This window comes from Stenotrophomonas sp. AS012628 (assembly GCF_010608305.1).
GTDB lineage: Bacteria > Pseudomonadota > Gammaproteobacteria > Xanthomonadales > Xanthomonadaceae > Stenotrophomonas > Stenotrophomonas geniculata.
On the sequence record NZ_VMBJ01000047.1, the window covers coordinates 14,093 to 39,492 of the forward strand.

Genomic DNA, 25,400 nt, shown 5'->3' on the forward strand with positions numbered 1-25,400 from the left:
CGAGCCACCGCGCTGGCGCGGAGCTCATGGAATTGAAAAGGGGAGACAAGCGATGCGACTGCAGGCGCTGCACGCGCCGTGGGCCCACGTGAAAATGGTGCGCTAGACAGATGACTGTCTGGTGACACCGCTACACGCGTGGCATGCCGGAGCATGCATTGATATATACCAACCTTGGTTGGCATGCGCGGCGTCGTTGGTGGAACGCCAACCAAGGTTGGCGTCTACGGGGGCGCCGAACGAGGTCGGCGTCACTGTGCGATCAACCCGCGTTGCGCGGCTTGCGCGTGCGCTTCGGCTTTGCGGTGTCACCACCGCTCACGGCACCGTCCTGCAGCGCCTGCAGCCAGGACAGGGTGTCCACGTAGTCGATGAAATGGCGTAGGTAACCTGGGCTGGTGGCCTGCATCGTGTCCAGCATGCGCTGCACCAGCACCGCCGAGTTCAGCGGGCCGCCGTCAGCCGGAGCCTCGGCGCGCAGCGAGCGGCGCACCTGCAGTTCGCTGCGCAGTTCCGACCACTCGCGCTGTACCTGCTGCAGCATCGGCACCTGCGGGTAATGCGGCAGCGACCGCGACCCCGCATCGAGGTCACGCACCAGTGCGCGCAGTCCTTCGAGTGCTGGCGGCTTATTTGGCATCCGTGGCCTTGGGCTTGGGAATCGGTGCGATCTCCACGCGACGGTTGCGTGCACGGCCTTCCTCATTGGCGTTGGAGCTGACCGGCTGCTCGCTGCCGAACGCGGCGGCGAACACGGCGTCGGCCGGTACGCCATCGGCAATCAGGGTGCGGGTCACGGTCAGCGAACGCTGCGCGGACAGCTCCCAGTTGTCGGCGAAGCGGCGGTTGCCTTCGCGCACCGGCGCATCATCGGTGAAGCCGCTGACCATGAGGATTTCTTCGCGACTGCCCAGATAGGCGGCCAGCGGTGCCGCCAGGCTGCGCAGCAGCTCCTGGCCTTCCGGCTGCAGCTGGTCGGAGTTGAGCGCGAACAACACGCTGCCGCTGATGCCGATGCGGCCGTCGACCAGCGTCACGCGACCGGCAGCCAGCGGGCCAGCCAGTGCCTGTTCGAGCGTCTGCAGGCGCTTGGCTTCGGCCTGGCGCTGCTTCACTTCCTGGTCCAACCGCTGCGACAGCTCCAGCTGCACCGCGACCACACCGACCAGGATCAGCACGAACGCACCCAGCAGCACCGACATCAGGTCGCCGAAGGCGGCCCAGATCGGGGCGTGTGAGCCGCCATCGACCTCCAGCTCGTCGCTCATGCGCTGCCGGCCTTGCCGCGGCGCGTGGCCAGCTGCTGCAGTTCTTCCATCACCTGCTTCTGCGACAGCAGGCTGAGGTCGACCACCTCGCGCGCCTGCGCCACGTAGTAGGCCAGCTGCTCATCGCTGCGGGCCAGCGAGGCATCCAGTGCGCCGCCAATCTGTTCCAGGCGGCCGGAAAGCTCGGTGGAGGCACTGCCGAACTGCGCGACCGCCTCACCAAAGGTGCTGGCCAACTGGCCCACTTCACCGGCGCTGCCGTTGAGCGCTGCGGCGATGCCGTCCAGCTTCCCGGTCTCGGCGGCGATATGGTCGGTGAAGCGGTTGCCGACGCGCTCCAGCAGCTCGGCCGATCCGCCAACCAGCGCGTCCACGGCGGTGCGCTGTTCGTGCGAGGCATGGTTGATCGCATCGAGCAGGGTCTGCACGGTGGCCAGCAGGCGACCGCGTTCTTCCAGCATTGCGTTGTCACGCACCAGGCTTTCAGAGAGCGTGCTGCGCAGTTCGTTGATGACGTCGGCAGCGGCCTTCGGCGCGGCTGCCGCGGTCTGCAGCAGGGTGGAGACTTCGGCCAGCGTTGCGCTGGCCTGTGCACGACCGTTCTCGCCGATCTGCTGTGCGGTCGCCGCCAGCGTGTCGCAGACCTGCTGCTGCTGCGCAGCCAGGCGCTCGCCGTTGGCCCGCAGGCGCTCGGCCAGGTCGGTGGAAACGTGCTGCAAGGCATCGCTCCAGCGCTGCAGGCGCTGTTCGTCGCCGGCCTGCAGCTGCGCATGCAGCGCGGCGTGGGCTTGCTGCAGTTCGGCGCTGACCGCGTCCCAGCGCGCCTGGCGCTGCTGTTCGCGAGTGTCCAGGCAGGCCTGCAGTTCGGCGTGCGCAGCTGCGGCGGCAGCCTGGGCGGCCTGCCACTGCTGCGAGCGCTGCTGTTCGTGGTCCTGCAGCAACGACTGGCTGGCGTCGTGACGCTGCTCCAGTGCCCGCAGCAATGCCTGCGCATGCTCGTCCAGCTGCTGGCCGGCCGCCAGCAGCGCCTGCTGCTGGCGCTCGACCAGCGCGCTGTTCAGTGCCTGCTGCTGCTCGATGGCGGCGCGCCAGGCCTCGGCGTTGCCGTTGGCATCGACCTGCAGGCGCTCGCCGATGCGCGCGACCAGTGCTTCGGCCTGCGTGCCCTGGCCATCGCTGAAGGCCTGCAGGTGCTGGCGCAGATCGTCCACCAGGGCCTGCTGTGCCTGGCTCTGTTCACTCACGACCTTGGCCCAGCTGGCTTCGGTCGCAACGCGGCTGCGCTCGAAACCGTCGCTCAGGCCAGCCAGCTGCTGCTGCACGGCCCGCTCGACGCGGGCGTGCAGTGCTTCGCTGTGACGGGCCAGGCCAGCCAGCGTGGTCTCGGCCATCGGCTGCAGCGCGCCCCCGATGGCGGCGGCACTGGCTTCGGCGCCTTCGCGCAGCGACTGCTGCAGCGAGACCGCCAGGCGCTCCTGCAGCGCCTGGCTCTGGGTCAGGAATTCGGCCTGGCCGGCCAGCAGGCGCTCGTTGGCGGCCGTGCTGTGCTGTTCAAAGGTCTGTGTCATCGCCTGCAGGCGGTCGACCAGTGCCGGCAGTGCGGCGGACTGTGCCTGCAGCAGGCGCAGCGACTCGGCGCGCTGCCAGGCCTGCGAGTAGGGATGCAGGTCGCCTGCAATGGCCCGGTCCAGCTGCTGCACGGCCTGCAGCCGATCCCGACGCAGCAGCGCCGCCAGCAGGCCGAGCATGGCCGAGCTGGCCACACCGGCGATCGAGGTACCGAATGCCACCGCCAGGCCCTGCACCGGCGAGGCCAGCGAGCCGCGGATGGCGGCCATGTCGGTCGCGCTCTGCAGGGCCAGTCCGGTGCCACGCAGCGTGTCCATCATGCCCAGCAGGGTACCGAGCATGCCCAGCAGCACCAGCAGGCCGACCAGGTAAGGGGTCAGCACCGGTGCGGGCAGGGCGGTGCGCTCGCCCTCCACGCGCAGGCGCACGGCGTTGCGCAGGCCTACCGGCACGCGCTCCAGCCAGGGGGCGAGGCTTTCCTTCGCGCTGGACAGGTCGTTCAGTGCGGCGCGCAGGCCGTTGCTGGCCTGGCGGTAGCGGTACAGCTCCACGCCACCGGCGATGTAGCAGGCGGCGATGATCGCCGCCACCGCTGCACCCAGCGGATGCACCGAAACGTAGCCAATGCCGATCCAGCACACGGCCAGCAGGCCGACAAGGAAGACAACGACATGGAAAGCAGTTCTGGACATGGTGTTCCGGTCAGTGGGAGCGCAGGGCGTCTTGCAGCCCTTCGATCGGGTGGAAGCGCAGCTGCAGCTCGGCGAGCAGCAGCGTGCGCATGTCATGGCGGAAGGCCGTGCGCCAGCCGGGCTGGCCGTGCACGCGTTCAAATCGGGCGCCGAGCACGGCCGGCGCAGTGGCCAGCAGGCTGTGCTCGCGCGGGGTGAGGGTCTGTTCCATCACCGCATCGACCTCGGCCAGCCGCGCCAGCTCGGGCGAAACCTGCACCAGCTGGTCGCGCAGGCGGCCGCGCAGGCGGCCCGTGGCGGTCTGGATGGCCTGCTGCAGTACCCGGTAGCGCTGGCGCAGCGAGGCGAAGTTGGGTGCGGCGGCAGCTTCGGCCAGGTCCAGCAGGCGCTCGGCCTCGGCATCCTCACTGATCGAGGCGAGCAGGCTGGCGTGCGCCTGGGCGCAGTCGGCCAGTACATCCTCGACCGCTTCGGCGGCTTCACCGGGCTCGGGCAGGCGTCCGCCGAGCGCCCCGGACAGGGCCACGGCACGGCTCCAGTCCACCCACTGGCCGAGGCGATCGGTCAGGGCGGGACTGGTGGCCGGCATCGCGCCGTCGCTGAGACGGGCGAGCAGGCGGAGGAACTCCGGTCCACCCAGGACCGGCTGCGCTGCGTTCGCCATCAAGGGGTGAGGGGCCAAAAACCATTGATTTTACAACCAGATGACCCCGGCTGGATGAAGGCGGGGCGGGGCGGGGGCGCCCGCAGGCGCGACAAGGCTTAGAATGTCCGGCTGCACCCATCCCGTTCGACCCCTGGAGTTCCCCAATGACCGTTGCGCAGTTCTACCCGATCGGCACCCCCGGACAGCCCTGGGGCGACGCGGAACGCGCACAGTGGCGGGCCCGCCAGCAGCGCCGGCGCAGCTACCACGACGACGTGGTGGCCGCGCTCGAGCGCCTGGACGACAGCTTCGATGTGATCCAGTACGGCCAGCTGGACTATGCGCCGGACCATTACCCGCTGTTCGCCGTGGTCAACCACGACTGGAACCCGGCGCTGCCGACCGCGCTGATCACCGGTGGCGTGCATGGCTACGAGACCAGCGGCGTGCACGGTGCCCTGCAGTTCCTGGAGCAGCAGGCGGAGCGTTACCTGGGCCGGCTGAACCTGATCGTGGCGCCGTGCGTCAGCCCGTGGGGCTACGAGCGCATCCAGCGCTGGAACCCGGACGCCATCGACCCCAACCGCAGCTTCCGTGACGGCGGCCAGATCGTGGAAGCCGCCGCCCTGATGGCCTGGGTGGCCGAGCGCAAGCCGAACCTGCTGGTGCACCTGGACCTGCACGAGACCACCGACAGCGACCTGCAGGAGTTCGATCCGGCGCGTTGTGCCCGCGACGGCAAGCCATTCGAGCGCGACACCATTCCGGATGGTTTCTACGTGATCGGCAACAGCGAAGATCCGCAGGCCGAGTTCCAGAAGGCATTGATCACCGCCGTGGCCCCGGTCACCCATATCGCCCCGGCCGATGCCGAAGGCAACCTGGTCGGCCTGCCGCTGCAGTCGCCGGGCGTGGTCTGGGGTGAATCGCGTTCGATCGGCGCCTGCGCCGGCTTCACCGACGCGCGCTTTGCCACCACCACCGAGGTCTACCCGGACAGCCCGCGCACCAACCCGCAGGAATGCAACGACGCCCAGGTGGCGGCGGTGTGTGCGGGCCTGGATTTCGCCCTGGCGGCGCAGTAGCGCGCCACGTTCCGGGCAGCGACCGGCATCAGCCGGCGCCTTTCTTTGGCCGGTGAGGTGGCCACAGCCGGCGAAGCCGACGCGCGGCAACCTGCGAACACATCCAGATCGTGCTGGTACACCCCGCTGTTGACCGCGAACAGGCCCAGCAGCGAGTGGAAGAGGTTGTCGTGGCTGTGCGCCCGGTGCAGGGCATTCTGGTGCAGGCAGGCCAGGTCCAGGCCTGCGTTGCGGCTGAATTCCGGTGAGAACCACATCACCATCGGCACCTGGGTCTGCTCGCGCGGGGCGATGAAGTAGGGCGTGCCGTGCAGGTACATCCCGCGTTCGCCCAGCGACTCGCCATGGTCGGACACATAGATCAGTGCGACATCACGCTGGTCCGCATAGCCCTGCAGCAGGTCGATGGCCTTGCCCAGCAGGTGGTCGGTGTGGACCAGAGTGTTGTCGTAGGTGTTGACCAGCGCCTCGTTGCTGCAATGCTGGATCTGGTTGCTGTCGCAGGTCGGGCTGAAAGCCCGCGACGCTGCGGGATACCGTTCAAAGTAGGTCGGCCCATGACTGCCGAGCTGATGCAGCACGATCAGGGCGTCGCCGTTGATGGCATCGATGCGTGCGCCCAACTGGTGCAGCAGCACGTCGTCGTAGCAGGTGCCGTCGGCGTTGACGCACTGGCCGGCCACCTTCAGCGCAGGCATGTCCTCCATCGGTACGCGTTCGCACACGCTCTTGCAGCCGCCGTTGTTGTTGTTGCGCCAGAGCACGCTGATGCCGGTGCGCTGCAGGATGTCGAGCACGTTCTCCTCGGTTGCGGCGCGCACGTCGTCGTACTGGCCTCGGGTCATCTGCGAGAACATGCACGGCACCGAGATGGCCGTGGCGGTCCCGCATGAGGAGACATCATTGAAGCTGATGACGCCTTCCTTGCGCGAGAGCCGGGGATTGGTCGCGCGTGGGTAGCCGTTGAGCTGGAAGTTCTGTGATCGCGCGGTCTCGCCGACGACCAGGATCACCAGCTTCGGGCGCGGGCCCGGCGCGCGCCGTGCGTCCATGCCAATCGCGCGCAGCGGTTGCTGGCGGGTGCTGTAGAGGCTCTTCAGGTAACCGTGGGTATGCCGCACCACGTTCAACGGCAGCACCTGGTCGCGGATGTAGCGGTTGTTGCGAAGCAATGACGAATAGTCCTTGTAGAACGCAAAGCCGATCGCCAGCAGCACCATCATGGATACCAGGACGTTGACTGGCCACACCAGGAACGAACGTATCGAGCCCGCCCCGCTGGCGGTGCGCATCAGGACCAGCCCGGTCGCGGGCAGCCCGCCCAGCGCCAGCAGGGTCAACAGCAGTGGCAGCGACAGATAGGCGTTCAGTTCAGCCTGGTTGGTCTCGAACACGTTCTGCACCATGCTGCGATCGATCAGCACGTTGTAGTGCAGCATGAAGTAGCTGCAGGCGGCGCTGACGACAACGAGCAGCACCAGCAGCGGCCTGCGCAGGAACGGCAGTGCCAGCAGTGGCGTCAGCAGCAGGTTGAACAGGCAGAAAAGCACCACCGGCAAGCTGGCCAGGAACAGCACGCTGCGCAGGCTGTTGAGGTCGATCAGCCCCCACAGCGTCTTCCAGAGGGCGATGTTTCCAATCGTGGTGAAGAACAGTGCGGTGGCCCAGACCAGAACGATCGGATGGGGCCGTGGAAAACGGCGGCGTTGACGCACGAGCAGGTTCCGTGGAGCGGGAGTGCGCGCAGTATCGAAACCGCTTTATCAGGAAGTTGTCAGGTTGGGCGGACTAGCCCAGCAGGATCACGCCCCACACCGCGCCCACCATCAACAGTGCGGTGGTCTGCGCGGCGCTGCCCATGTCCTTGGCGTTCTTGGACAGTGGATGCTGTTCCAGTGAGATGCGATCGACCACTGCTTCGATCGCCGAGTTGAGCAGTTCCACCAGCAGGCTGATGAAGCAGACCGCCAGCACCAGCGCCCGGTCGAGCTTGCTGATGTCCAGCACGAACGCTGCAATGATCAACAGCGCGTGCAGAAGCAGCAGTTGGCGAAAGGCCGCCTCGCCGCGGAAGGTGGCGATGAAACCATCGCGCGAATGGATGAGGGTGTGGAAGATGCGGCTCAGGCCGCTCTTGCCGTGCGGGTACTTGCCGCTGTCCTTGGGGTGCTGCATGCCGTTTCCGCCGTGAAGTGAGCAATCCCCAGCATGTGCAGGCGCGCGTCAGGAAACCGTCAGATGGGCCACTCCAGGCTGAACCGGCAGCCCTGCTGCGAGGAACGCACCGTCATCCTCCAACCCAGGTGCTCGACGATGCGCTGCACGATGGACAGCCCCAGTCCCTCGCCACTGTGCGGGCTGCCGGGCACGAAGCGCTGGAACTGCTGTGGGTCGATACTGGAGGGCAGGCCGGGTCCGGTGTCGGCGAAGGTGAGTGCGGTGTCGTGGAGGGTGATCCTCACTTCGCCCCTTTCGGTGTACTGGCAGGCGTTGCGCAGCAGGTTCCAGATCACGCTGTGCGCCAGATCTGCGTTGGTGTCCAGCACGGCGTCATGCCGGGCATCAAGCGCAACGATCACCGGCTTGCCGGAAATCCACGGCTGGCAGCGCTCCATGCAGGATTCGATCAGCGGGCGCAGGGCCACCTTGTTGCGCGGCACGGTACTGGGGGCGCGTGAGAGCAGCAGCAGGCAGGTCAGCTGGCGCTGCATCTCCTGGGTGGTGCGCAGGATGCGCTCTGCGCTGGGAACCAGGTGGCTGTCGGCCGGAAGCTGGCAGGCGAGCGTCTCCGCAGCGCCGCCGATGATGGCCAGCGGCGTGCGCAGCTCGTGGCTGGCATCGCCGCTGAAGCACTGTTCGCGATGCAGGAACCGTTCGAGCTCGTCACTGTGTCGGGCGAAGGCGCGGGCGAGTACACCGATCTCATCGCGCGCGTCCTGGTAGGGAAAAGGCTTCTGGCCGTCCTGCACCGCGTCCGCCAATCGCGTGATGGGTGCGATGACGTGCGTCGCTACCTTGCGGCCGATCAGGAAGGCGCCGAGCACGCAGATCGAAATGACCAGTGCCGCAAACGCGTTGATCAGGTGTTCCAGATAGCCATAGTGCGCCGCATCCTGCAGCAGGTAGTAGCGCTGGTCGCCGTTGTTGAAGACGCTCAGGTGCCACTCGTTGGGCGCCTCTTCGCCGTGATGGCCCGGGCCGTACTGGCGCAGCACGACAGGCGCGTCATGGGCATCGAACAGCTGGGTCCCCGGTGGCAGGGCGGGGCGTTGGCCACGAGCCAGCGCGGCCTGCAGCCTTTCCACTTCACCGTGCTGGGTCCGCGCGACGACAGCAGCCCGGACCTGGTCGTAGTCGACCTGTTCGGCCAGAACGATGAAACCCATGGCACCGGCCATCAACAGCACGAACGAGATCGTGATGCGGGCACGCAAGCTCAGGCGGCGGTAGAGGGAGGCAGGGCTCACGCCTGCATGCGCCAGCCGACGCTGTGCACCGTGGTGATCAGCGCGGCGTCGAAGCTGCGGTCCACCTGCAGGCGCAGCTCATGGATGTGTGTTCGCAGCGCGCCGCTGTCCGGTGGCTCGTCGCCCCAGACCAGGTATTCCATCTCCTGCTTGCGGACCACAGCGGGCGCCGCGCGCACCAGGCACATCAGCAGCTTGTGCGACGTGGGTGTCAGCGCAATGCGGCGGCCTTGCCGCCAGGCCTGCGGCGAGCGCGTGTCCACCTGCAGATCCTTCCACGCCAGCACGCTCTGGACCTGGCGGCCCTGGGCGCGTCGTACCAGCGCCTTGATCCGCGCATCCAGTTCCGTCAGCGAAAACGGTTTGACCAGGTAGTCATCCGCGCCCAGGGCCAGGCCCTGCACGCGGTCTTCGACCGGATCGCGCGCGGTCAGCATCAGGATCGGTACCGGGTTCTGGAACTCCTGGCGCAGCTTCTGGCACAGCGTCATGCCGTCCAGCCGCGGCAGCATCAGGTCCAGCAGGATGGCGTCGTAGTCGTGCTGTGTGGCCCGGCGCAGTCCGCTGGCGCCGTCGCGGGCGTCGTCCAGGACGTAGCCCAGCGGTTCAAAGAAGGCATACAGATTGGCAACCAGCTCGGGGTTGTCTTCGATGATCAGCAGGCGGGTCATGGCGTGCGTCCTTGCGCGTGGCCGAACTCTGCCCGATCTCTTGCCGGATGCCAATGCCCTGGCTGAATGGATCGCAATCGGCAATCGGCAATCGGCAATCGGCAATCGGCGCTCAGCGTCCTCAAGCGACGTTCAATCGGCCGGGCTGCGTGAGTCGCGGATCGAATAGATCACCGAAAAGATCTTCCAGCCCTGTTCGGTGCGGACCAGCTGCCACATTTCCTTGCCCCAGTTGGTCTCCCCCCCATCGTCGTGGAAGCTGTAGTCGAACGACACCGAGGCCACGTCGCCGTCTGTCTCGATCTTCGTGTTGGAGAACTTCTCCTCCTTCGGCTTCGGCGAGGCCACCGCTCCATCGATCAGCGCGATGAAGTTGTTGGCGGGAATCTGCCGCGCCTTGATCGCATCGGGCTTGGCCTTGCGGATGTCCTGCAGGCGCACGTCCTCGGAAACATACTGCCAGCCGATGTCTTCCGGCTTGTCCGAAAAGAACAGGTCCATGTAGGTCGGCTTGTCCTTGTTGATCAGCGAGGTCCGGAAGGATTCGACAACCTGTTCGATCGCTTCGATGTCGGCGGGGGCGTTCTCCGCGGCGTAGGCCGGCAGGCACGCCGCGAAAGAGAGGGCGAGGGCGACGAAGCGTGCACGCGCGTTGGGCATCATGGGTTCCTGAGAAGAGGGGCGACGGTGCGGGCGCATCACCGTGCGTAGGTTCGCCAGAAGAGCACGCGGTCTTCGGTCCTGTTGATGGCGACGAAGACCGATTTTCCGGATTCAGGTGCGCAGCGAAAGACGCGGTACGACGCGCTGAGCGTCGCGTCGCCAGGCCACCAGTGTCGATTGAACGCAACAGGATCGCGGTCGTTGAATGTGGTTGCCTGGCAATCCGCAGGCAGCTGCAGTGGTATCGCAGGGGGCTTGGTGAAGGCCAGCGCGCTGGTGTTCGAGTCGAGGTCGTGTACCTCGCGCAGGCCGGTCGCCTCGTGGGGTACCCAATCGGGAATCCATCCCTTGTTCACCATGTCGGCGTCAAGCGCCTCGCACAGAGTGTCGAACGAACTGTCCATCACCAGTCCGCAGGCGCCGAGCGCGCTACAGAATGTCACGACGATGGCGCGCCTGGCCATTCCGGCGGGGCTAGTCATCGTCGTCCTCTTCTCCGGAAAGCAGCCTACCCAGTTCTTCCGGTGGCAAGCGCTTGAGCCGCGCTTCCAGTTTCCGATCGTACGGCCGGTCGTTGGGTTCGGTATGGCGCTGCGCCTTGCGCGCGTACTGCTGCATGAACAGGCCGATCTTCTGCGCGATCCTGTCCTTCCGGCGCTTGCCTGCCATCGACGGGCGTCCCTGTGTTCATCCTGAATCATCGGTCGGCGCACGCTAGCACGGATGCCGGGCGCTGCAACAGGCCAGCTTGTCGAGGTTTGACGTTGAAGAAGGTCTGCACGGATGATGCGCGGGCGCGAGGCGCAGGAGGGGGTCTGTCAATGAGGACACTGATGGAGGGGCTTGCCGGCCTGTTCGTGGCGTACGTTGCCAGTTGCTCGGCGATCTCAGCGTGGCATTCCCACGCGCTTGCCTCGGTCCCGGTCGGGGCGAGCAGGGCCGAGGTACTGCGGGTTCTGGGGCAACCTGACGTGGTGGAGCATGCCGGTGCTCCCTTTACCCGCTATGCCAGCAGTGGATGCGGGGTCGCTGTGCGCAGCGATGGTGGTATGAGAACCGGCTGGGCCTGGATACCCAAGCCTGGTCGGTGGAGTTGGCTGCTTCCGATCACGTGCTCGCAACGTCGCGCTTGACATCACTGTAGAAGACCGCGACGAGCGCATGCGTATCCATCGACCTTTCATCTTCATCGCAAGCTTGGCCCTGATGGCGTGGTGCGGGCTGATGGGCGTAATGGTGCTCATTTATGGCTTCAACGAGCACGGCCTGAGCTGCGGCAGGCTGTGCTCACTGGAGATCTCCATCCGCCTGCTCTTTGGTGATCGGGGATTCGAAATACTGGTTGCGATGGGGCTCGTTGCCGCGGCGCTGATGGTCGGGCATATCGCACTGCGGGAGGGCATGCATGCCGGGCGGCAGCGGAGGCATGTGGGGCGCGGTGGGCGCAAACACCCCCGACCGGAGCGACCCCGGTCGTAGGGTGTCTGCACCGGGGTAAATCGCTCCATGTGGGACGCTGCAGGTCGCTTCAGCGATGCAGGGCGTCGATGATCAGCCCGGTGGCGATCTCCACCAACAGGTACTCGTTGTCGGACTGGCGCACCCAACGCCGGTCGCGGCCCGGCTCGCGCAGGTCATAGCGCGCGTAATCGTCTACCCAGTAGCGGCGGTCCACTTCGGCCCACGGCAGGCGCTCGCCACGTCGCCAGGCCTTCTTCTGCCAGCCCGGCGGCGGCGCATCACGGTTATGCGGGCCGCCCGCATGCGGTGGCGGGCCGTTGCCGCGGGCGTGGTGCGGCGGATCGGCGAAGGCGGGCGCTACGGCGAGTGCTGCGGCCGAGCCCACGGCAATGGCAAGAAGACGTATGGATGTCATCGGGATGCCTCCGTCATGGCCGCGATATGCGGCGCTGTGAGCGCGAATATAGGGCAGGCCGTGTGAATGAATACGGATGTGGACAGGGCTTTCATGAACAGATCGGGTAGCGGCTGCTGCTGCGAAGACGACGTCAGCGGGCCGCACCAATGGCGACGGCCCCTGCAGCCCAACCGCCACCCAGTGACAGGAACACATCCATCTGACGGTCGACCCGCTCCGCGCGGGAGGCCGCCAGTGCGGACTCCGCATCTGCCAGCGCGGCCTGGGCCGAAAGCACGTCGAGAAAATCGATCCTGCCGAAGCGGTAGAGCTGCTGTGCCTGTCCGGCTGCGCGCGCCGCGTCCCCGCGCGCCTGCGCCAGGCTGCGCTCGCGTTCAAGCTCCTGCGTGCAGGCAGAAAGCGCGGTCTCGGTCTGGCGCAGTGCCTGCAGCACGATGCCGTCAAAGGAAGCAAGAGCGGCATCCACATTGGCGCCGGCCGCCGCGATGCGGGCCTTGGCCACGCGGCGGTTGGGCCAGTGCCATGAGAGCAGCGGCCCGACGCTCGCCCCGAAACCGTCGGCCGAAAGCAGCTGCCCTCGCGTGCCTGCTGTGCCCAGGGATGCGCCCAGGGTGACCCGCGGATAAAGTTCCGCGGTCTCTACGCCGATCATCGCCGTGGCCGCGGCAAGGCTCCGCTCGGCGGCACGTATGTCAGGGCGCCGCTGGAGCAGCTGCCAGCCCTCACCGACCGGCAGCGCCTGCTCCAGCTCCGGGGGGCGCGGGCATGCTTCCGCCTCCCTCGGATAGTCTGCCGGCACCCTGCCCATCAATGCGGCCAGTTCGAACAGTGCGGCCTGACGTTCGGCCAGCAGGTGCGGTATCCCCGCCGCGCTGCGGTTGACGGCGGCACCGGCACGGCTGACATCGAAGTCCGTTCCTCGACCGCCTGCGGCGAGGCGGCGGGTTGCCTCCAGCGTGGCGTGCTGGATCGCCAGCACCTGCCGGGTTGCGGCGAGCGTGTGATTGCGGGTGCACACCTGGAGATAGGCACGCGTGACGGCAGCAGCGACGACCACGCGGACCTGGTCGCGTGCCGCAGCGACGGCCTCGGCGTCCGCGTTGGCGGCTTCGATGCCGCGGCGGATGCCGCCTGCAAGATCCAGTGGATAGGAGAGGTGAAGGCCCAGCGCATACGACTGCGGCGCGGCCGACGCTTGGGCGTAACCACCTGTATGGGTGAGCGTGCCCGATGCATCCACGTCGGCTTGCACGGCACCGCGCGCGCGGTACTCCAGCACGGTTGCGCTGGCGCGCCGAAGGTTGGCATCGGCGGCGCGCAGGTCGGTATTGGCCGCCAGTGCTTCGCGTACGTAGGCGTCAAGCCGGGGGTCGCCGTACAGGTGCCACCATCGATCTGGTGGCGCGTCCTGGCTGAACGATGCCTCCTGGCCCGAGACGAACGCCCGCGCCACCTGGGGGGAGGCCGCGACCGCATTCGCAGGCAGGTGATAGTCGGGGCCGGATACGCAGGCCGTCATGGGCAGCAGCAGGGCAAGCAGCCCACCGCGTAGTGTTCGCACGCTCACTTGCAGGCTCCCGGTGCCGAGGGTGTGATGGTCACACTCGCAGTGCGACCCACGATCAGGCGGGTATCCGACGGCGCATCATCGATGCGGATGCGTACCGGGATGCGCTGCGCCAGCCTCACCCAGGTATAAGTTGGCGCCACGGCGGGCAGCAGGTTGTGTGTGCTTGAGCGCTGATCGTCGGCAATGCCGGCGGCGATGGTATCCACGTGTCCGCGGACGTCGTGGTTGTCGCCCATCAGCCGGGCCACGGCGGCATCGCCCTCGGTGATGCAGGCCAGTTTGGTTTCCTCGAAGTAGCCCTCGATACGCAGGCTGCCGGTGTCGATCAGCGCCAGTGCCTGCGCACCGGGTTGCAGGTAGTCGCCCGCGTGCAGGTCGAGGTTGGTGATGATGCCATCGGTGGTTGCGCGCACCTCGGTGCGTTGCACGTTGAGCTGGGCAACGCGCTGTTCGGCCCGTGCCTGCGCCAGCGCGGCCAGCTCGGTATCGACCTTGGCGGCATTGCGTTCGCGGGTTTCCGAAGCGACCAGGTTGCCAAGTGCGTTGTCCCGCGCCGATTCGCGGCGGGCCAGCGCCAGCGTGGCATGCGCGCTCCTGACCGCCGCGTCTGCCTTCTCCAGCGTGGCGGCGAAGCGTGGCTGATCGAGCACCAGCAGCAGCTGGCCGGCACTGACCCGCTGGTTGTCGTGCACCAGCACCTGGGTGACCAGCCCCCCCATGTCCGACGCAACGCGCACCACATCGGCGCGCACCCGCCCATCCCGCGTCCACGGGCGCATTTCGTAACGATTCCAGAGGGAGAGCGCGGCAATGGCGGCAAGCGCACACACGCCCAGCGTTGCGCTCCAGCGCCCGATGACAGCAAGCAGGTCTTTCATTTCATTTCTCGAGCAGGGGCGAGAGCCGGATCATCAGCTCCGCCAGGATCACGAACAGGGACAGGCCCACCAGCGGCCGCGCGGCGAACAGCCGGTACAGGCCGAGGCTGGCGAGCAGGCGTGAAGTCAGTATCGACAGCGCCAAGGCGGCAGCGGCCACGGCGAGCAGGCCGGGAATGAGCACGCCATCAATGGAAAGATCAGAGAGCATGCGGTCAGTGCTGATGGGTGAGCGGTGAGGCCAGCAGGTCGCGGCGCAACCCGCTGAGCAGGTGCAGCAGATACCCTCGATCGGCCTCGGCGATGGCTGTTGCGGCCTCGCGCATGCAGTCCAACAACTTCAGAAGATGGGCATCGACACTGCGTGGCGCGTGGGCGCGAACCCTGAAATGTGCGGCGACGCGTTCGACCAGCGCCGCGTGTAGCGCCCGAACGTGCGGGTTGTCCAGGTACTTGTCCAGTGTGCGGAGTTGGCTGGATGCATGTGCCGCACGAACGTCCGCAAACAATGCCCGCAGCTCGTGTACTGCGCTGGAACGGCCCTGCAACCTTGGAGCGAGCAGCCCGATTCGATCCAGCATGCGGTTGAGCCAGGCGCGGGTCACATCACCTCGTCCGGCGGTGTGTCGTGCGATATCCCGACGGATCGAATGCTCCAACCGTGCGCGGTTGCGGCCCGCGTCGGCGGTTTGGAACAGCTGCATGCTGCACAGTGCCACCGTCGTACCCACGAACAGCGCAACGCTGTTGTTGAGTGCGCCGCCGATGTTGACCGAATTGGTCGCGCCCAGGCCTGCGATGATCGGGAAGGTCAGTACCACGCCCAGGGCGGCCATGATGAAGGGCGGCCGGGCCAGGAACGATCCGCACAGCAGCAGCACCGGCGCGAGCGCGGCAATCAGGCCGGTGATATCGGACAACGCGGGGAAGATCAGCAGACCGTAGAGCAGGCCGACGGCCACGCCGATGCACGATCCCACCAGGTAGCGCATGACATGCGGTGCCGGCGCTTCGATCGTGCCGAACAGCACGCACGCCGTGCCGATGATGGATACCGCCGTGGCGCCCTCCGACCAGCCGGTGACGATCCATAGAACGCAGCTCAGCAGGATGCCGGCGAACGCGCCCAGCGCGCTGCGCAGGGCAAGCCGATGATCCCGGTGAAGTACCGCACCCTGCACATGTCGCGCAAGGCGGGCAGGCACATGCCGACGCCAGTCGGGACGGGCAGTGTGCAGTTGCGCCTGCAGCACGCGGCAGTCGGCGTGGGCGAGGTCGAGCTCGGTCTGTTGCGCGGCGAGGCCGGCCTGCAGCAGATCGCGCCAGCCCGTTGCATCCATCGCGCCGGCCTGTGGTGAACGCAGCCGGTCGATGGAATCTTCCACCGCGCTGGACAGCATCAGGACGTCCAGCATCCGATCGTGCAGGGCGCGCAGGATCTGCACCTGCGCCACGCCGTGGGCGCTGTCGTAGGGCAGGTGGATCGACAGCACATGCAGCTCGAGCAGGTCGGCGGCCACTTTCGAGCGGTCCGTCGCCAGTACCGTGTCCGATGCACCGGCGCGCATGTCCCGTGTCCATCGTTCCGCATCATCCAGCACGGCAGCAACCCGCGCGTGCACGCGCATCGAGACCCGGCGCGGCAGCACCAGCGCATGTACCAGCGTTGCAGCCAGGATGCCGATGGCGATTTCCTGCACCCGCGTGATGGCAATGGTGAACACGTCTCCCGGCACCATCACCGCAGGAAATCCAATCAGGCTGGTGGTATAGCCGGCCAGCAGGAACGCATAGGCACGTGGCGTGCGGTCGAGCATCGCCAGATACAGGCACAGCGCCATCCACGTGGCGAGTGCGGCGCTCAGCACCAGGGGGGCATTGGCGAAACGTGGCACCAGCACGACGGTGGCGACGGCCCCGCCCACGGTACCGAGCAGGCGGAACAGGCCGCGGCTGAGCGTTGCCCCGGAAAGGGGCTGTGACACCAGATAGACCGTGCCGATCACCCAGAACGGGCGATTCAGGCCGACCCTTAGAGAGACATACAGCCCCAGCGACGCGGCGAGCAGACATTTGAGCGAGAACAGCAGCGCTTCCTGATCGGTCCTGAGGGCAGGGTTTTTCAACCGGGCAAATGCCTGGCGCATGTAGGGGCGGAACGGGGTGGGGGAGTGCATGCGGCTCATGCTAGTGATCGGCCGCGCTGGCGAATTTCGCTACAATGACAATCAATCGCTAAAACCGGCCAATGTGAGAATGGCTCGCATTTCGCTCCCCGGCTTTGACCTGGACCCGGACGAGACCGATCGCCCGGCGGTCGCCAGCCGCCTGCAGGTGGCCGAGCACGACGCGGAGATTCCCGTGCATGAGCACCGCAAAGGTCAGCTCATTCTTGCGCTGCATGGGGCGGTGACCTGCGAAGTGGCCAATGCGTTGTGGATCGTGCCGCCCCAGTGTGGCGTCTGGATTCCGGGTGGCATGCCGCACAGCAACCGCGCCACCGCCAACGCGCGCCTGTGCTACCTGTTCGTCGAGCCCGGCATCGTCGATCTGCCCATGCAATGCGTGACGCTGGCGATCTCCCCGATGCTGCGCGAGATGATCCTGCACCTGGCCGACGCGCCGCTGGACTACCCGCATGGCAGCCACACCGACCGGCTGGCGCGCGTGTTGCTGGACGAGCTGGTACAGATGCCGGCCGAGCACCTGTCGTTGCCGGTCAGCCATCACCCGAAGGTGCGTGCGCTGGCTGCGGCGCTGTCGGCGGATCCGGCAGACCGCAGCACCATCGGCCAGTGGGCCTTGCGCCTGGCCCTGGGCGAGCGCACGTTGACCCGGCTCATCGAACGGGAAACGGGCTTGTCCTTCGGGCGCTGGCGGCAGCAGCTGCACCTGCTCATCGCCATTCGTGAACTCGCCGCGGGTGCACCGGTACAACGCGTTTCCGAGACGCTGGGCTATGAGTCGGTGACGGCCTTCATCACGATGTTCAAGAAGGCGCTTGGCCTTTCCCCGACGCGGTACTTTGCGGTGCGCCTGCGCGGGCAGTAGTCGGGAACATCCCGGCAAGCCCTTGCCTGGAATGGCTAGTTCAAGGTGCCGGAGACCGATTGAATCGCGGTCACCACCGCAGCAGGATCCTCGCGCTGGAGGGTATGCCCGGTCGCCAGGTAGCGATGCGTGCCGCGCGTGAATCCCGAGAAGAGCAGGGCGTGCTGCGCCTTCCAGAGTGCCTTGCCCGCTGCGGTTTCTTCGAAGAACAGCGGTTCGGCAGCGAGCTGGGTTGCAGTCAGCAGCGCGACCGGCACGTCCGGCATTGAGCGCGGGGTCTGTGCACCGGGTGCATCCAGTTGTTCCGTCAGCACGGCATAGTCGGCGGCCATGGCCGGCGGCAGCATTGCCCGCAGCTGGGCATCGTCTGCCTGCACGCGGGCACTGTCGGCCTGCTTGAACGCATGGCGCTGCCCCATCGTGGCCGGGTCCACCAGCACCAGGCCCTGCAGGCGCTCCGGATGGCGGCGTGCAAACTCCGTGGCCAGCAGGCCGCCATAGGAATGACCCACCAGCACAATGCGGCGACCGGGTGCGAGCGTATCGATCACGGCCGTGAGGTCGGCCAGATGCGCATCGATGCGCTTGGCGTGACCCTCGCTGCCGGACTTGCCGAGTCCTGCACGGGCGTAGGTGATGCTGTGGTAGTCGCGCCCCAGACCCGCAACCACCTCCTTCCAGGCGCCCGCGCCCTGCCCGAAACCGGATTCAAAGACCACGGTGATCGGGCCTGCCCCGGTCTCTTCGGCCTGCAGTGTGTAAGCGCCCCGATCCACCTGGATTTCCCCGGCGTGGGCGGTGCCCGCAGCGGCCATCACCGCGGCCAGCACCCACAACGTCACTCGGCTGCTCTTCATTGCCATTCCCCTGGGCCGTGACGCGTGCCAGCCCTTCCGATGGGTCAGGTATGCAGCGGAGTGCCACAGCCTGCCGACCTCGCGACAGGTCGTGCTGGTAATGTAGTGATGTATAACACCGACTCCCTGTGCAGGAAGTCATAGGGACGGGGGCGTAGACCGCTGAATGGCGTTGGATGCTTGAATCTGTGATCGGTTACGCGGCTCCACACTTGAACGTGCAAGCGTCCTCAACGATAAAGGCGGCATGTGGCACTGCCGCATACCGGACCAGGGACGATCCGAAGCATGACGCGGGGAACACCTCCGCTTTCTCGTTCCCGCCGGCGCTGTGTTCGTCCAGGAAGGAGAACAGGGATGTTGGAACGACTGAAGACCATTTCGTGTGCCGTGCTGGCGATTGTTGCCGTCGGCTGCTTCGCCCCTGCAGTGGCACAGGCGCAGGAAAGCAGGATCACCTGGCGTATTTCGCAGCCCGGCGGCGATGCGACCCAATACAAGACCCAGCAGGCGGCGGTAGCCGCCATCAAGAACCTGCCCGCACCCAGCCCGTTCCCGCCGGAGTTCCAGTTCGGCTGGCAGTACGTGGACAAGATCAAGTCGAAAGTCGTGGACTTGAACGGCAACACGTCGATCACCTACTGGATGGGGAAGGCGCAACCCTCCGATCCAGACTGGACCTATCTGAGTACAGAAGAGTTTTCGACGGAAGAGGCGATGGTTGCGAGCTTCCTCGCGGAAGTCCAGGCAAGCAACCCTGTCTGTCCGGGTGCTGCTGTCACACCTCAAGGCGACTGGTTCTCTGGTACGCCGGAAACGGAAGGCGTTGTGGAGTCGAGGTTCTATCAGATCACTCATATGATCGGGCAGAACACGGCCGAATCGCCTTGCGCTCCCTACGTGAGCCAGATGGCCTTCGGACGCAAACGCCGCCTTGATTGCCCTGTTCCTCTTACGCAGTGGTCCAACAAGCACAACGCCTGCGTCAGCGAAGAGTTCGTTGCCACCATCACTTCCAAGTCGCAGAAGTGCGACAAGGACGGTGGCAATGGTAGTTGCCCTTTGACGGGCAGAGATAGTGCTTCTGAGTTCGGCATGGATATGAGCCCAGTTGCCCGAAATGAGCCGGAAACGGATGGTGGCGCCTGCGACGGCAATGTCGGCAACCCCTGCGATGTCAAGACCGGTGAAAAGTATGAGATCGCGCGGGACTTCGATCTTGGCTGGATCGCACTGACGCGCTTCTATCACTCCGGCATCTCCACCTCATCCGGTGGCTTCGGTTATGGCTGGACCCATTCGCTGGGCGCCCACCTGGCACTGGATGGCGTTGACAGTGTGGGCATCATTGAAAGCACTGGTTTCCAGCGTGCATTCAAGAAGATCGGGCAAGCCTATGAGGCGGACGACGACAGTGGCGATCGTCTGGTCCAGAACGGCAACTGGACACTGTACACGGCCGATTCCATCTCTACCTTCGGCGCGGACGGGCGTCTTGCCGCCAAGCGCTTCGCGGATGGCACGTCGCTGACCTACATCTATGACGACAGCGACCGCCTTGCAGCCGTCACCCACAGCAGTGGCCGCACGCTCGAGTTCGTTTACCAGTCCAACGACTATGAGGCGCTGATCAGTTCGGTGCTGGTCGAAGGCATTCCGCTCGCCACTTATACCTACACGCCGCAGAACCAGGTCGCCACGGTGACCTATGCGGGTGGTGGTGTGCGGACGTATCACTACGAGAACCAGGACTTCCCCCAGCACCTGACCGGCATCACCGCCGAGGACGGTCGCCGCTACAGCACCTTCACCTACGATTCCATCGGTCGTGTGATCTCCAGTCAGCATGCCGGCGGTGCCGATGGCGTGACGCTGGCCTACAGCCCCAATGGCGGTGCGGTGGTGACCGACGCGCTGGGGCGGCAGACCGACTACACCCTGACACCCGGAGGCGATAGCGCTCCGTCGCGCAAGGTGACCGGCCTGACGGATTCGCAGGGAACCGTCAGCCGAACCTACTACGACCAGAGTGTCGACTTCCGCCGGCGTCTGAATACCTACACCGATCGCCGCGGCATCCAGACCAAGCACACCTATGCGCAGGGCACCGATCCGGTGAGCGGTCGTGCCGTCAGCATCCATACCGTGACCGAAGCGGTCGGCTTTCCCGAGCAGCGTGTGGTGACCACGGCGCGCGACGTCGAAACCAATGCGGTACTGACCACCCGGATCGGTAGCCGCGAAACCCGCACGGCCTTCAATTCCCGACGCCAGCCGACGGCCAACACCGTGACCGACACCGCTTCCGGTCAGACGCGCATCACCAACTACACGTACTGCGAAGCCGCTGATGTGGCAGCGGCAGGCAGCTGCCCGGTGGAGGGGCTGCTGAAGAGTGTGGATGGCCCGCGCACGGATGTGGCCGATGCCGTTACCTATGCCTATTACTCGGCGGATGATGCAGGGTGCGCGACGGGAGGTGCCTGCACCTATCGCAAGGGCGACCTGCGCAGCGTGACCAATGCGCTGGGCCAGACGGTCGAGACTCTGGCCTACGACGCTTTCGGACGGCCGTTGTCGGTCAAGGATGCCAACGGCGTGGTCACCGACTACACCTACCATGCTCGCGGCTGGCCAACCTCGGTCACCGTACGTGGCGCGACCACTGCCGAGAATCGGGTCACCCAGATCAGCTACTGGCCGACCGGCCAGGTGCAACAGATCACCGAGCCCGACGGCAGCAGCGTTTCCTATGTCTACGATGCGGCGCTGCGCTTGACCGATATCGAGGACAACGCGGGCAACACGATTCACTACACGCTGGACAATGCCGGCAATCGCCTCAAGGAAGACACGCTCGATGCAGGCGGTACCCTGCGCCGTACCCTCGCACGGACGTTCAACACACTCGGCCAGCTGACCGCACTGAAGGACGCAGGCAACCACGCTACCGGCTTTGCCTACGATGCTAACGGCAACCCGCAGACCGTGACCGACGCCCTGCAGCGCGTGACCAGCCAGCAGTACGACCCGCTGAACCGCCTGGCCCAGACCTTGCAGGACGTGGGTGGCGTGGCCGCCGAGATCCGCAGCCAGTACAACGCGCTGGACCAGGTCACCCAGGTCACTGACCCGAAGGGCCTGCATACCACCTACGCCTACAACGGATTCGGTGACCTGACCGGGCAGGTCAGCCCGGACAGTGGCGCCAGCAGCTTCACCGTGGACGCCGCCGGCAACCGCAAGACGGCCACCGATGCACGCGGCATCACTGCCACCTATCACTACGATGCACTCAACCGCCTGATCGGCATCGCCTACCCGGACCCCAATCTGGACGTGGGCTACAGCTATGACGTGGCGCCGGCCGCCTGTGCCGCCGACGAGCGCTTTGCCAAGGGCCGCCTGGGGCAGGTGCTGCACGCCAATGGCAGCACCCAGTACTGCCATGACCGCTTCGGCCAGGTCACCCGCAAGGTGCAGACCGTCAATGGTGTGGCCAGCACCCTGCGCTATGCCTACAGCAAGACGGGTCGCTTGACCGCGTTGACCTACCCCGACGGCAGCGTGGCCGACTACGTGCGCGATACCCAGGGCCGCATCAGCCAGATCGGCCTGACCCGCCCCGGCCAGGCGCGCCAGATCGTGGTGAACAACGTGACCTATGCGGCCTTCGGCCCGGCGACCGGCTGGACCTATGGCAATGGCCGCCAGCTGCAGCGTCCGCTGGACCTGGACTATCGCCCGCAAGCGGTGCATGACCCGGCTGCAGGCGGCCTGTCGCTGGGCTATGGCTATGATCCGGTCGGCTCGATCACTGAGCTGAAGAATGGCGCAGGCTCGACGGTGCTGGCCAAGTACGCCTACGACACGCTGGGCCGACTGACCCAGACCCAGGACGGCGCGACCGGCACGCCGATTGAAACCTATGCCTATGACGCCACCGGCAATCGCACTGCGCTGACCACCTCAGCAGGCACCGCCAGCTACACCTATCCCGCAACCAGCCACCGGCTGACCGCCGTGGATGGCGAGGCGCGCAACCATGACGCGGTGGGCAACACCACCAGCATCGGCGGCAAGACGTTCACCTACAACGATGCCAACCGCATGAACGCCGTGAAGCAGGGCGATGCCGTGCTGGAAAGTTATGCCTACAACCACCGCGGCGAGCGCGTGCTGCGCACCCCAGCCGGTGGTGCGGCTCAGATCACCCTGTACGACGAGGCCGGGCAGTGGCTCGGTAACTACTCGGCCACGGGCCAGGCGCAGCAGCAGGCCATCTGGCTGGACAACTATCCGGTGGCGCTGATCAACACGCCGGCTACCGGCGTGCCGGAGCTGGCCTACGTGCAGCCGGATCATCTGGGCACGCCGCGCGTGGTGATCGACCCGGTGCGGAATGTCTCGATATGGGAGTGGAGCAACAAGAGCGAGGTGTTCGGCAACCAGATTCCGAGTCTTGATCCGGATGGCGATGGTGTGGCGTTCGAGTTGGCGCTGCGCTTCGCCGGGCAGCAGGCGACGGATGCGAGTGGGCTGTTCTACAACTATCGGAGGGAATACGACCCGGCAGTGGGGCGGTATACCCAGAGCGATCCGATTGGGTTGATGGGTGGACTGAACTCGTTCGCGTATGGAAGCGGAGATCCCACTGGCCGTGTCGATTCGCTAGGCTTGGCCGATAAAAAATACATACCTCAGGCCGTACCTGTTTCACCGGAGTTGCAGGCGGTCGGAAATCGGCTCCAGAGGCTGGCAAACCAAGCAGCGTCCACCATCGACGCCACCTGTGGATGGCGTTGCTCACTGCCTTGGATACGCGGAACGCTCATCCATAGTGAGTTCAAGCGCCTGGTGGATACCACATGCCCGACGTCTCAGTATGCGACTGAGGTGAGCTACGCTGGCCGTAGGGTTGTTAGGTATGGGTACCCGGGGTCCTCACGGGCGGACGCTGTGTACGGCCCAGTTGATGCACCTCAAGCCATCTTCGATCTGAAGACTGGTTGGGCTTACATCTCCTGGGATCAGTACAATAAGTACGTCAAGAATCTCCCCGAGGGAACTCTCGTGGTGGAACTTAAGCCTGAAGGCCGTTGATAAGATGAACAAGCGATACATTTGCAGCCTTCTGCGGAAAAGGTCCGGCCTGATCGGCGGGTCAAGCGGATATTTTTTCCGAAGTGACTATGACTATGTGGCACAAGGAATTGTTCTGGAGTTCGTCCCAAGGGGGCTCTATGTATGGAATTTTGTATTTCCATTGTTTGACTCCTTTGGGCCGCATCTTTCCTACAGCAGCCGAATCGCGGATCGGCCGTTTATCGGAAGGGATCAAATGGCAGACGATGATGTGGTTGAGAGCATTCTTTCATCGATCGAGCTGCGAAACGTTATTGAAGCGAAGTCTTCAATGACCTTGATGGAATTTGCATCATTTCTCGAGACGCGGGGCTTGAGAGGTGCTCACGCTCATATCAATCATGCAACTGCATTGGCGCTATTGGGGAAGACGGATCTAGCGCTGAAGTTGCTGAAGGAACTAGTCCCGGCGTTGGATGATCATGATCTGAAACTTTGCGATTCTCTAATAGTGGCCCTGAATCTTGGAGTTGAGGCGGTCAAATCGATGCTGGACGTGGTGAAGGAGAAGAATGTTAAGAAGCTGGGCGGCGCCTGATCCAAAGGTTAATCGTCCAGTGTTTCCCGGGTAGCCATCAGCCGCCAAGTGCCTGCTGCGTCTCGAACTTTATCGGGGCGGCTCGTCGCTGGAGCGGTGGCGCTGTCTTGGGTTCTAGAACATCTCGATGTGCAGGGCGACGTTTGCGCGTGTCTCGTCGTGATTGCTTTAGATCCTCTGCTTTGTATGTTCCCGCTACTGTCGCTGGAAGAAGTTCTCCATCGATGCGTTGTCATGGCTGTTTCCTATCCGGCTCATGCTGCACAGGATGTCTGCTCGCGCAGAACGCTCTGCCAGTTTTACTGGGTGAAGAGCGAATTGAGTTCGCCAGGGTTGACGATAACGAGCCGGGACTTGCTGATCTTCTTGATCGTTGGAAAGCGGTCGGCTATCCGCTGTCCGGCCTGAAGTGTTTCCGTATCGAGACCCGCTCGACCGGAAGCGTCATTCTCATCTACGCCAAGACATGGCGGATCGAGCATCTGCTGATGGCGGGCGCGGTGCTCTGAAGGACATCCCGTGCCCAGATTCCTCACCCCCGACGAGGTCTCCCTCATCCACAGGCTGCTGCCTGGGGCGACCGAGCTGTCCGAACGGTTGTTGAAGGATCTGGCGCTCGCCCAGGTGGAGGACGTGGAGGTCGTCGGATTCGGAGGCGTGGTGTTCCTGTCCAGCACGACCCAGGTCTTCGGAAGCGACATTGCCACTGCAATGCTTGCCGATGCCGACGGCGTGCCGGTGAGAGTCACCCTGTGCCTGGACAATCACGATCAGCTCTTCGAGCTGGAGCTGTGCAAAGTGGACTTCTCACCGATCATCGGGGTCGATCTGAGGAGCGCTTTCAGCGAGCACTGACACCTGCTGAAAGCGGTCCTCGCCGAAGGGCGTGGCGCATCGCGTTCACCCTTCGGGCTGCAACCGCCCCACCGCCTGCGCGCACAACGACTGGCAGGCCATGACCAATCCCTCCATCACCCGGTCGCCCACGTACTCTTCCGGTTCGCCGTTCTGCCGCGTGCGTTCCGCCGCCAGCAGCATTTCCAGCACCACCCGCAACCCGCTCAACGCACAATCGGCATCGGCCAGAGCCAGGCAGCGCCCGGGCAGCTGGTGCCGCTCCGGCCAGGGTTGTCCGTCGGCCGCCGCACCAGAGCCGATGCGGTTGAGGTTGGCAATGAAGGTGTTCCTGTCCACAGCCGGCGCAGCCTGTGGCGAACCGTCGCCGCGGGCGGTGCTGCGGTAGGCATGCAGATGCGGGAAGTCCGATTCGTTCATGGCAAGGCTCCGTGCAGGGCAATCGGTAGCCGCCACCCGAAAGGTGGCGGGCGGTACGTGGTTCGAATCCGGGTTGGCTTCAAGCCGGCGGGCGCGAACGCCCCCAACGCACCGCCCGCCATAGCCGGCAGACGGATTGCCAGCCG

Annotated in this window: 24 protein-coding genes and 1 pseudogene; 6 read left to right on the forward strand and 19 right to left on the reverse strand. The window is 65.5% G+C overall.

Annotated elements, in window-relative coordinates; genetic code table 11:
• Positions 1 to 262 precede the first annotated feature (262 nt).
• From G5A07_RS17645 to G5A07_RS17660, 4 genes are read right to left on the reverse strand one after another with little or no spacing between them, the layout of a single operon-like run.
• On the reverse strand, positions 263 to 640 hold the full coding sequence (locus G5A07_RS17645; RefSeq protein ID WP_049480901.1) for a DUF2894 domain-containing protein: 378 nt from the start codon (positions 638 to 640) through the stop codon (positions 263 to 265).
• Positions 630 to 1,268: an OmpA family protein gene (locus tag G5A07_RS17650; protein WP_049480903.1), complete on the reverse strand. Its 639-nt coding sequence runs from the start codon at positions 1,266 to 1,268 to the stop codon at positions 630 to 632. The genes G5A07_RS17645 and G5A07_RS17650 overlap by 11 nt, the downstream gene beginning before the upstream one ends.
• Positions 1,265 to 3,529 (reverse strand): DUF802 domain-containing protein, encoded by a 2,265-nt coding sequence (locus G5A07_RS17655; RefSeq protein WP_191863710.1) that lies wholly within the window; start codon positions 3,527 to 3,529, stop codon positions 1,265 to 1,267. The genes G5A07_RS17650 and G5A07_RS17655 overlap by 4 nt, the downstream gene beginning before the upstream one ends.
• Positions 3,530 to 3,539: 10 nt before the next feature.
• Positions 3,540 to 4,193, reverse strand: coding sequence for a DUF3348 family protein (locus G5A07_RS17660; RefSeq protein ID WP_010485248.1), 654 nt, complete (start codon positions 4,191 to 4,193; stop codon positions 3,540 to 3,542).
• 146 nt (positions 4,194 to 4,339) lie between these two features.
• On the opposite strand from G5A07_RS17660, the gene G5A07_RS17665 reads away from it, so the two are divergent.
• Positions 4,340 to 5,260, forward strand: a complete 921-nt coding sequence (locus G5A07_RS17665) for a M14 family metallocarboxypeptidase (RefSeq protein ID WP_043396360.1) — start codon at positions 4,340 to 4,342, stop codon at positions 5,258 to 5,260.
• On the opposite strand, the gene G5A07_RS17670 is transcribed toward G5A07_RS17665, so the two are convergent.
• From G5A07_RS17670 to G5A07_RS17700, 7 genes are all read right to left on the reverse strand, one after another.
• Positions 5,164 to 6,975, reverse strand: coding sequence for a phosphoethanolamine--lipid A transferase (locus G5A07_RS17670; protein WP_191863711.1), 1,812 nt, complete (start codon positions 6,973 to 6,975; stop codon positions 5,164 to 5,166). The two genes, G5A07_RS17665 and G5A07_RS17670, sit on opposite strands and share 97 nt — an antisense overlap.
• A 73-nt stretch (positions 6,976 to 7,048) precedes the next feature.
• Entirely contained in the window at positions 7,049 to 7,435 is a 387-nt protein-coding gene (locus tag G5A07_RS17675; RefSeq protein ID WP_071305338.1) for a diacylglycerol kinase, read from the reverse strand.
• Positions 7,436 to 7,494: 59 nt separating this feature from the next.
• A complete protein-coding gene (locus tag G5A07_RS17680) occupies positions 7,495 to 8,727 on the reverse strand; it encodes a HAMP domain-containing sensor histidine kinase (protein ID WP_191849500.1) in 1,233 nt (410 codons plus the stop codon).
• Positions 8,724 to 9,398, reverse strand: a complete 675-nt coding sequence (locus G5A07_RS17685) for a response regulator transcription factor (protein WP_143994300.1) — start codon at positions 9,396 to 9,398, stop codon at positions 8,724 to 8,726. Before G5A07_RS17685 ends, G5A07_RS17680 begins: the two co-directional genes overlap by 4 nt.
• A 132-nt stretch (positions 9,399 to 9,530) precedes the next feature.
• Positions 9,531 to 10,061 (reverse strand): nuclear transport factor 2 family protein, encoded by a 531-nt coding sequence (locus G5A07_RS17690; RefSeq protein WP_191863712.1) that lies wholly within the window; start codon positions 10,059 to 10,061, stop codon positions 9,531 to 9,533.
• 35 nt (positions 10,062 to 10,096) lie between these two features.
• Positions 10,097 to 10,543, reverse strand: a complete 447-nt coding sequence (locus G5A07_RS17695) for a hypothetical protein (protein ID WP_191863713.1) — start codon at positions 10,541 to 10,543, stop codon at positions 10,097 to 10,099.
• The gene (locus G5A07_RS17700) at positions 10,536 to 10,730 is read right to left on the reverse strand and encodes a hypothetical protein (RefSeq protein WP_191863714.1); all 195 of its coding nucleotides are present in this window, start codon (positions 10,728 to 10,730) and stop codon (positions 10,536 to 10,538) included. The genes G5A07_RS17695 and G5A07_RS17700 overlap by 8 nt, the downstream gene beginning before the upstream one ends.
• A gap of 492 nt (positions 10,731 to 11,222) precedes the next feature.
• Here G5A07_RS17700 and G5A07_RS17705 point away from each other — a divergent pair, with 492 nt between their 5' ends.
• Positions 11,223 to 11,540, forward strand: coding sequence for a hypothetical protein (locus G5A07_RS17705; RefSeq protein ID WP_191863715.1), 318 nt, complete (start codon positions 11,223 to 11,225; stop codon positions 11,538 to 11,540).
• A 49-nt stretch (positions 11,541 to 11,589) separates the two neighbouring features.
• Here G5A07_RS17705 and G5A07_RS17710 read toward each other — a convergent pair whose 3' ends face one another.
• The 5 genes from G5A07_RS17710 to G5A07_RS17730 form a co-directional block, all read right to left on the reverse strand.
• A complete protein-coding gene (locus G5A07_RS17710) occupies positions 11,590 to 11,937 on the reverse strand; it encodes an RcnB family protein (protein WP_019337825.1) in 348 nt (115 codons plus the stop codon).
• Positions 11,938 to 12,070: 133 nt separating this feature from the next.
• The gene (locus tag G5A07_RS17715) at positions 12,071 to 13,507 is read right to left on the reverse strand and encodes an efflux transporter outer membrane subunit (RefSeq protein WP_191863716.1); all 1,437 of its coding nucleotides are present in this window, start codon (positions 13,505 to 13,507) and stop codon (positions 12,071 to 12,073) included.
• Positions 13,504 to 14,388: a biotin/lipoyl-binding protein gene (locus G5A07_RS17720; protein WP_029380003.1), complete on the reverse strand. Its 885-nt coding sequence runs from the start codon at positions 14,386 to 14,388 to the stop codon at positions 13,504 to 13,506. The genes G5A07_RS17715 and G5A07_RS17720 overlap by 4 nt, the downstream gene beginning before the upstream one ends.
• Position 14,389: 1 nt before the next feature.
• Positions 14,390 to 14,599: a DUF1656 domain-containing protein gene (locus G5A07_RS17725; RefSeq protein WP_019337823.1), complete on the reverse strand. Its 210-nt coding sequence runs from the start codon at positions 14,597 to 14,599 to the stop codon at positions 14,390 to 14,392.
• 4 nt (positions 14,600 to 14,603) lie between these two features.
• The gene (locus G5A07_RS17730; protein WP_237707021.1) at positions 14,604 to 16,565 is read right to left on the reverse strand and encodes an FUSC family protein; all 1,962 of its coding nucleotides are present in this window, start codon (positions 16,563 to 16,565) and stop codon (positions 14,604 to 14,606) included.
• A gap of 79 nt (positions 16,566 to 16,644) precedes the next feature.
• On the opposite strand from G5A07_RS17730, the gene G5A07_RS17735 reads away from it, so the two are divergent.
• Complete coding sequence (locus G5A07_RS17735) at positions 16,645 to 17,439, forward strand: helix-turn-helix transcriptional regulator (protein ID WP_010485279.1); 795 nt, start codon at positions 16,645 to 16,647, stop codon at positions 17,437 to 17,439.
• Positions 17,440 to 17,474: 35 nt separating this feature from the next.
• Here G5A07_RS17735 and G5A07_RS17740 read toward each other — a convergent pair whose 3' ends face one another.
• The gene (locus G5A07_RS17740) at positions 17,475 to 18,296 is read right to left on the reverse strand and encodes an alpha/beta hydrolase (protein WP_029550793.1); all 822 of its coding nucleotides are present in this window, start codon (positions 18,294 to 18,296) and stop codon (positions 17,475 to 17,477) included.
• 357 nt (positions 18,297 to 18,653) lie between these two features.
• Here G5A07_RS17740 and G5A07_RS17745 point away from each other — a divergent pair, with 357 nt between their 5' ends.
• Positions 18,654 to 23,399 (forward strand): RHS repeat-associated core domain-containing protein, encoded by a 4,746-nt coding sequence (locus G5A07_RS17745; protein WP_191863717.1) that lies wholly within the window; start codon positions 18,654 to 18,656, stop codon positions 23,397 to 23,399.
• 4 nt (positions 23,400 to 23,403) lie between these two features.
• Complete coding sequence (locus G5A07_RS22510; protein WP_224328223.1) at positions 23,404 to 23,979, forward strand: hypothetical protein; 576 nt, start codon at positions 23,404 to 23,406, stop codon at positions 23,977 to 23,979.
• A gap of 37 nt (positions 23,980 to 24,016) precedes the next feature.
• On the opposite strand, the pseudogene G5A07_RS22515 reads toward G5A07_RS22510, so the two are convergent.
• Positions 24,017 to 24,296 (reverse strand): annotated as a pseudogene (locus G5A07_RS22515) (IS3 family transposase); the annotation flags it as partial.
• 202 nt (positions 24,297 to 24,498) lie between these two features.
• Between G5A07_RS22515 and G5A07_RS17760 the strand changes: the two are divergent.
• Positions 24,499 to 24,834 carry a hypothetical protein gene (locus tag G5A07_RS17760; RefSeq protein ID WP_019659896.1) on the forward strand — a complete coding sequence of 112 codons (336 nt, stop codon included), beginning with the start codon at positions 24,499 to 24,501 and terminating at the stop codon, positions 24,832 to 24,834.
• Between the two features lie 45 nt (positions 24,835 to 24,879).
• Here the strand turns inward: G5A07_RS17760 and G5A07_RS17765 are convergent, their stop codons facing one another.
• A complete protein-coding gene (locus G5A07_RS17765) occupies positions 24,880 to 25,254 on the reverse strand; it encodes a hypothetical protein (RefSeq protein WP_019659895.1) in 375 nt (124 codons plus the stop codon).
• Between the last annotated feature and the right edge of the window lie 146 nt (positions 25,255 to 25,400).

Coding starts and splice junctions, on each gene's coding strand:
- G5A07_RS17645 (WP_049480901.1), bottom strand. CDS start 640: ATGCCAAATAAGCCGCCAGCACTCGAAGGACTGCGCGCACTGGTGCGT.
- G5A07_RS17650 (WP_049480903.1), bottom strand. CDS start 1,268: ATGAGCGACGAGCTGGAGGTCGATGGCGGCTCACACGCCCCGATCTGG.
- G5A07_RS17655 (WP_191863710.1), bottom strand. CDS start 3,529: ATGTCCAGAACTGCTTTCCATGTCGTTGTCTTCCTTGTCGGCCTGCTG.
- G5A07_RS17660 (WP_010485248.1), bottom strand. CDS start 4,193: ATGGCGAACGCAGCGCAGCCGGTCCTGGGTGGACCGGAGTTCCTCCGC.
- G5A07_RS17665 (WP_043396360.1), top strand. CDS start 4,340: ATGACCGTTGCGCAGTTCTACCCGATCGGCACCCCCGGACAGCCCTGG.
- G5A07_RS17675 (WP_071305338.1), bottom strand. CDS start 7,435: ATGCAGCACCCCAAGGACAGCGGCAAGTACCCGCACGGCAAGAGCGGC.
- G5A07_RS17685 (WP_143994300.1), bottom strand. CDS start 9,398: ATGACCCGCCTGCTGATCATCGAAGACAACCCCGAGCTGGTTGCCAAT.
- G5A07_RS17690 (WP_191863712.1), bottom strand. CDS start 10,061: ATGATGCCCAACGCGCGTGCACGCTTCGTCGCCCTCGCCCTCTCTTTC.
- G5A07_RS17695 (WP_191863713.1), bottom strand. CDS start 10,543: ATGACTAGCCCCGCCGGAATGGCCAGGCGCGCCATCGTCGTGACATTC.
- G5A07_RS17700 (WP_191863714.1), bottom strand. CDS start 10,730: ATGGCAGGCAAGCGCCGGAAGGACAGGATCGCGCAGAAGATCGGCCTG.
- G5A07_RS17705 (WP_191863715.1), top strand. CDS start 11,223: ATGCGTATCCATCGACCTTTCATCTTCATCGCAAGCTTGGCCCTGATG.
- G5A07_RS17710 (WP_019337825.1), bottom strand. CDS start 11,937: ATGACATCCATACGTCTTCTTGCCATTGCCGTGGGCTCGGCCGCAGCA.
- G5A07_RS17720 (WP_029380003.1), bottom strand. CDS start 14,388: ATGAAAGACCTGCTTGCTGTCATCGGGCGCTGGAGCGCAACGCTGGGC.
- G5A07_RS17725 (WP_019337823.1), bottom strand. CDS start 14,599: ATGCTCTCTGATCTTTCCATTGATGGCGTGCTCATTCCCGGCCTGCTC.
- G5A07_RS17730 (WP_237707021.1), bottom strand. CDS start 16,565: ATGCACTCCCCCACCCCGTTCCGCCCCTACATGCGCCAGGCATTTGCC.
- G5A07_RS17735 (WP_010485279.1), top strand. CDS start 16,645: ATGGCTCGCATTTCGCTCCCCGGCTTTGACCTGGACCCGGACGAGACC.
- G5A07_RS17740 (WP_029550793.1), bottom strand. CDS start 18,296: ATGAAGAGCAGCCGAGTGACGTTGTGGGTGCTGGCCGCGGTGATGGCC.
- G5A07_RS17745 (WP_191863717.1), top strand. CDS start 18,654: ATGTTGGAACGACTGAAGACCATTTCGTGTGCCGTGCTGGCGATTGTT.
- G5A07_RS22510 (WP_224328223.1), top strand. CDS start 23,404: ATGAACAAGCGATACATTTGCAGCCTTCTGCGGAAAAGGTCCGGCCTG.
- G5A07_RS17765 (WP_019659895.1), bottom strand. CDS start 25,254: ATGAACGAATCGGACTTCCCGCATCTGCATGCCTACCGCAGCACCGCC.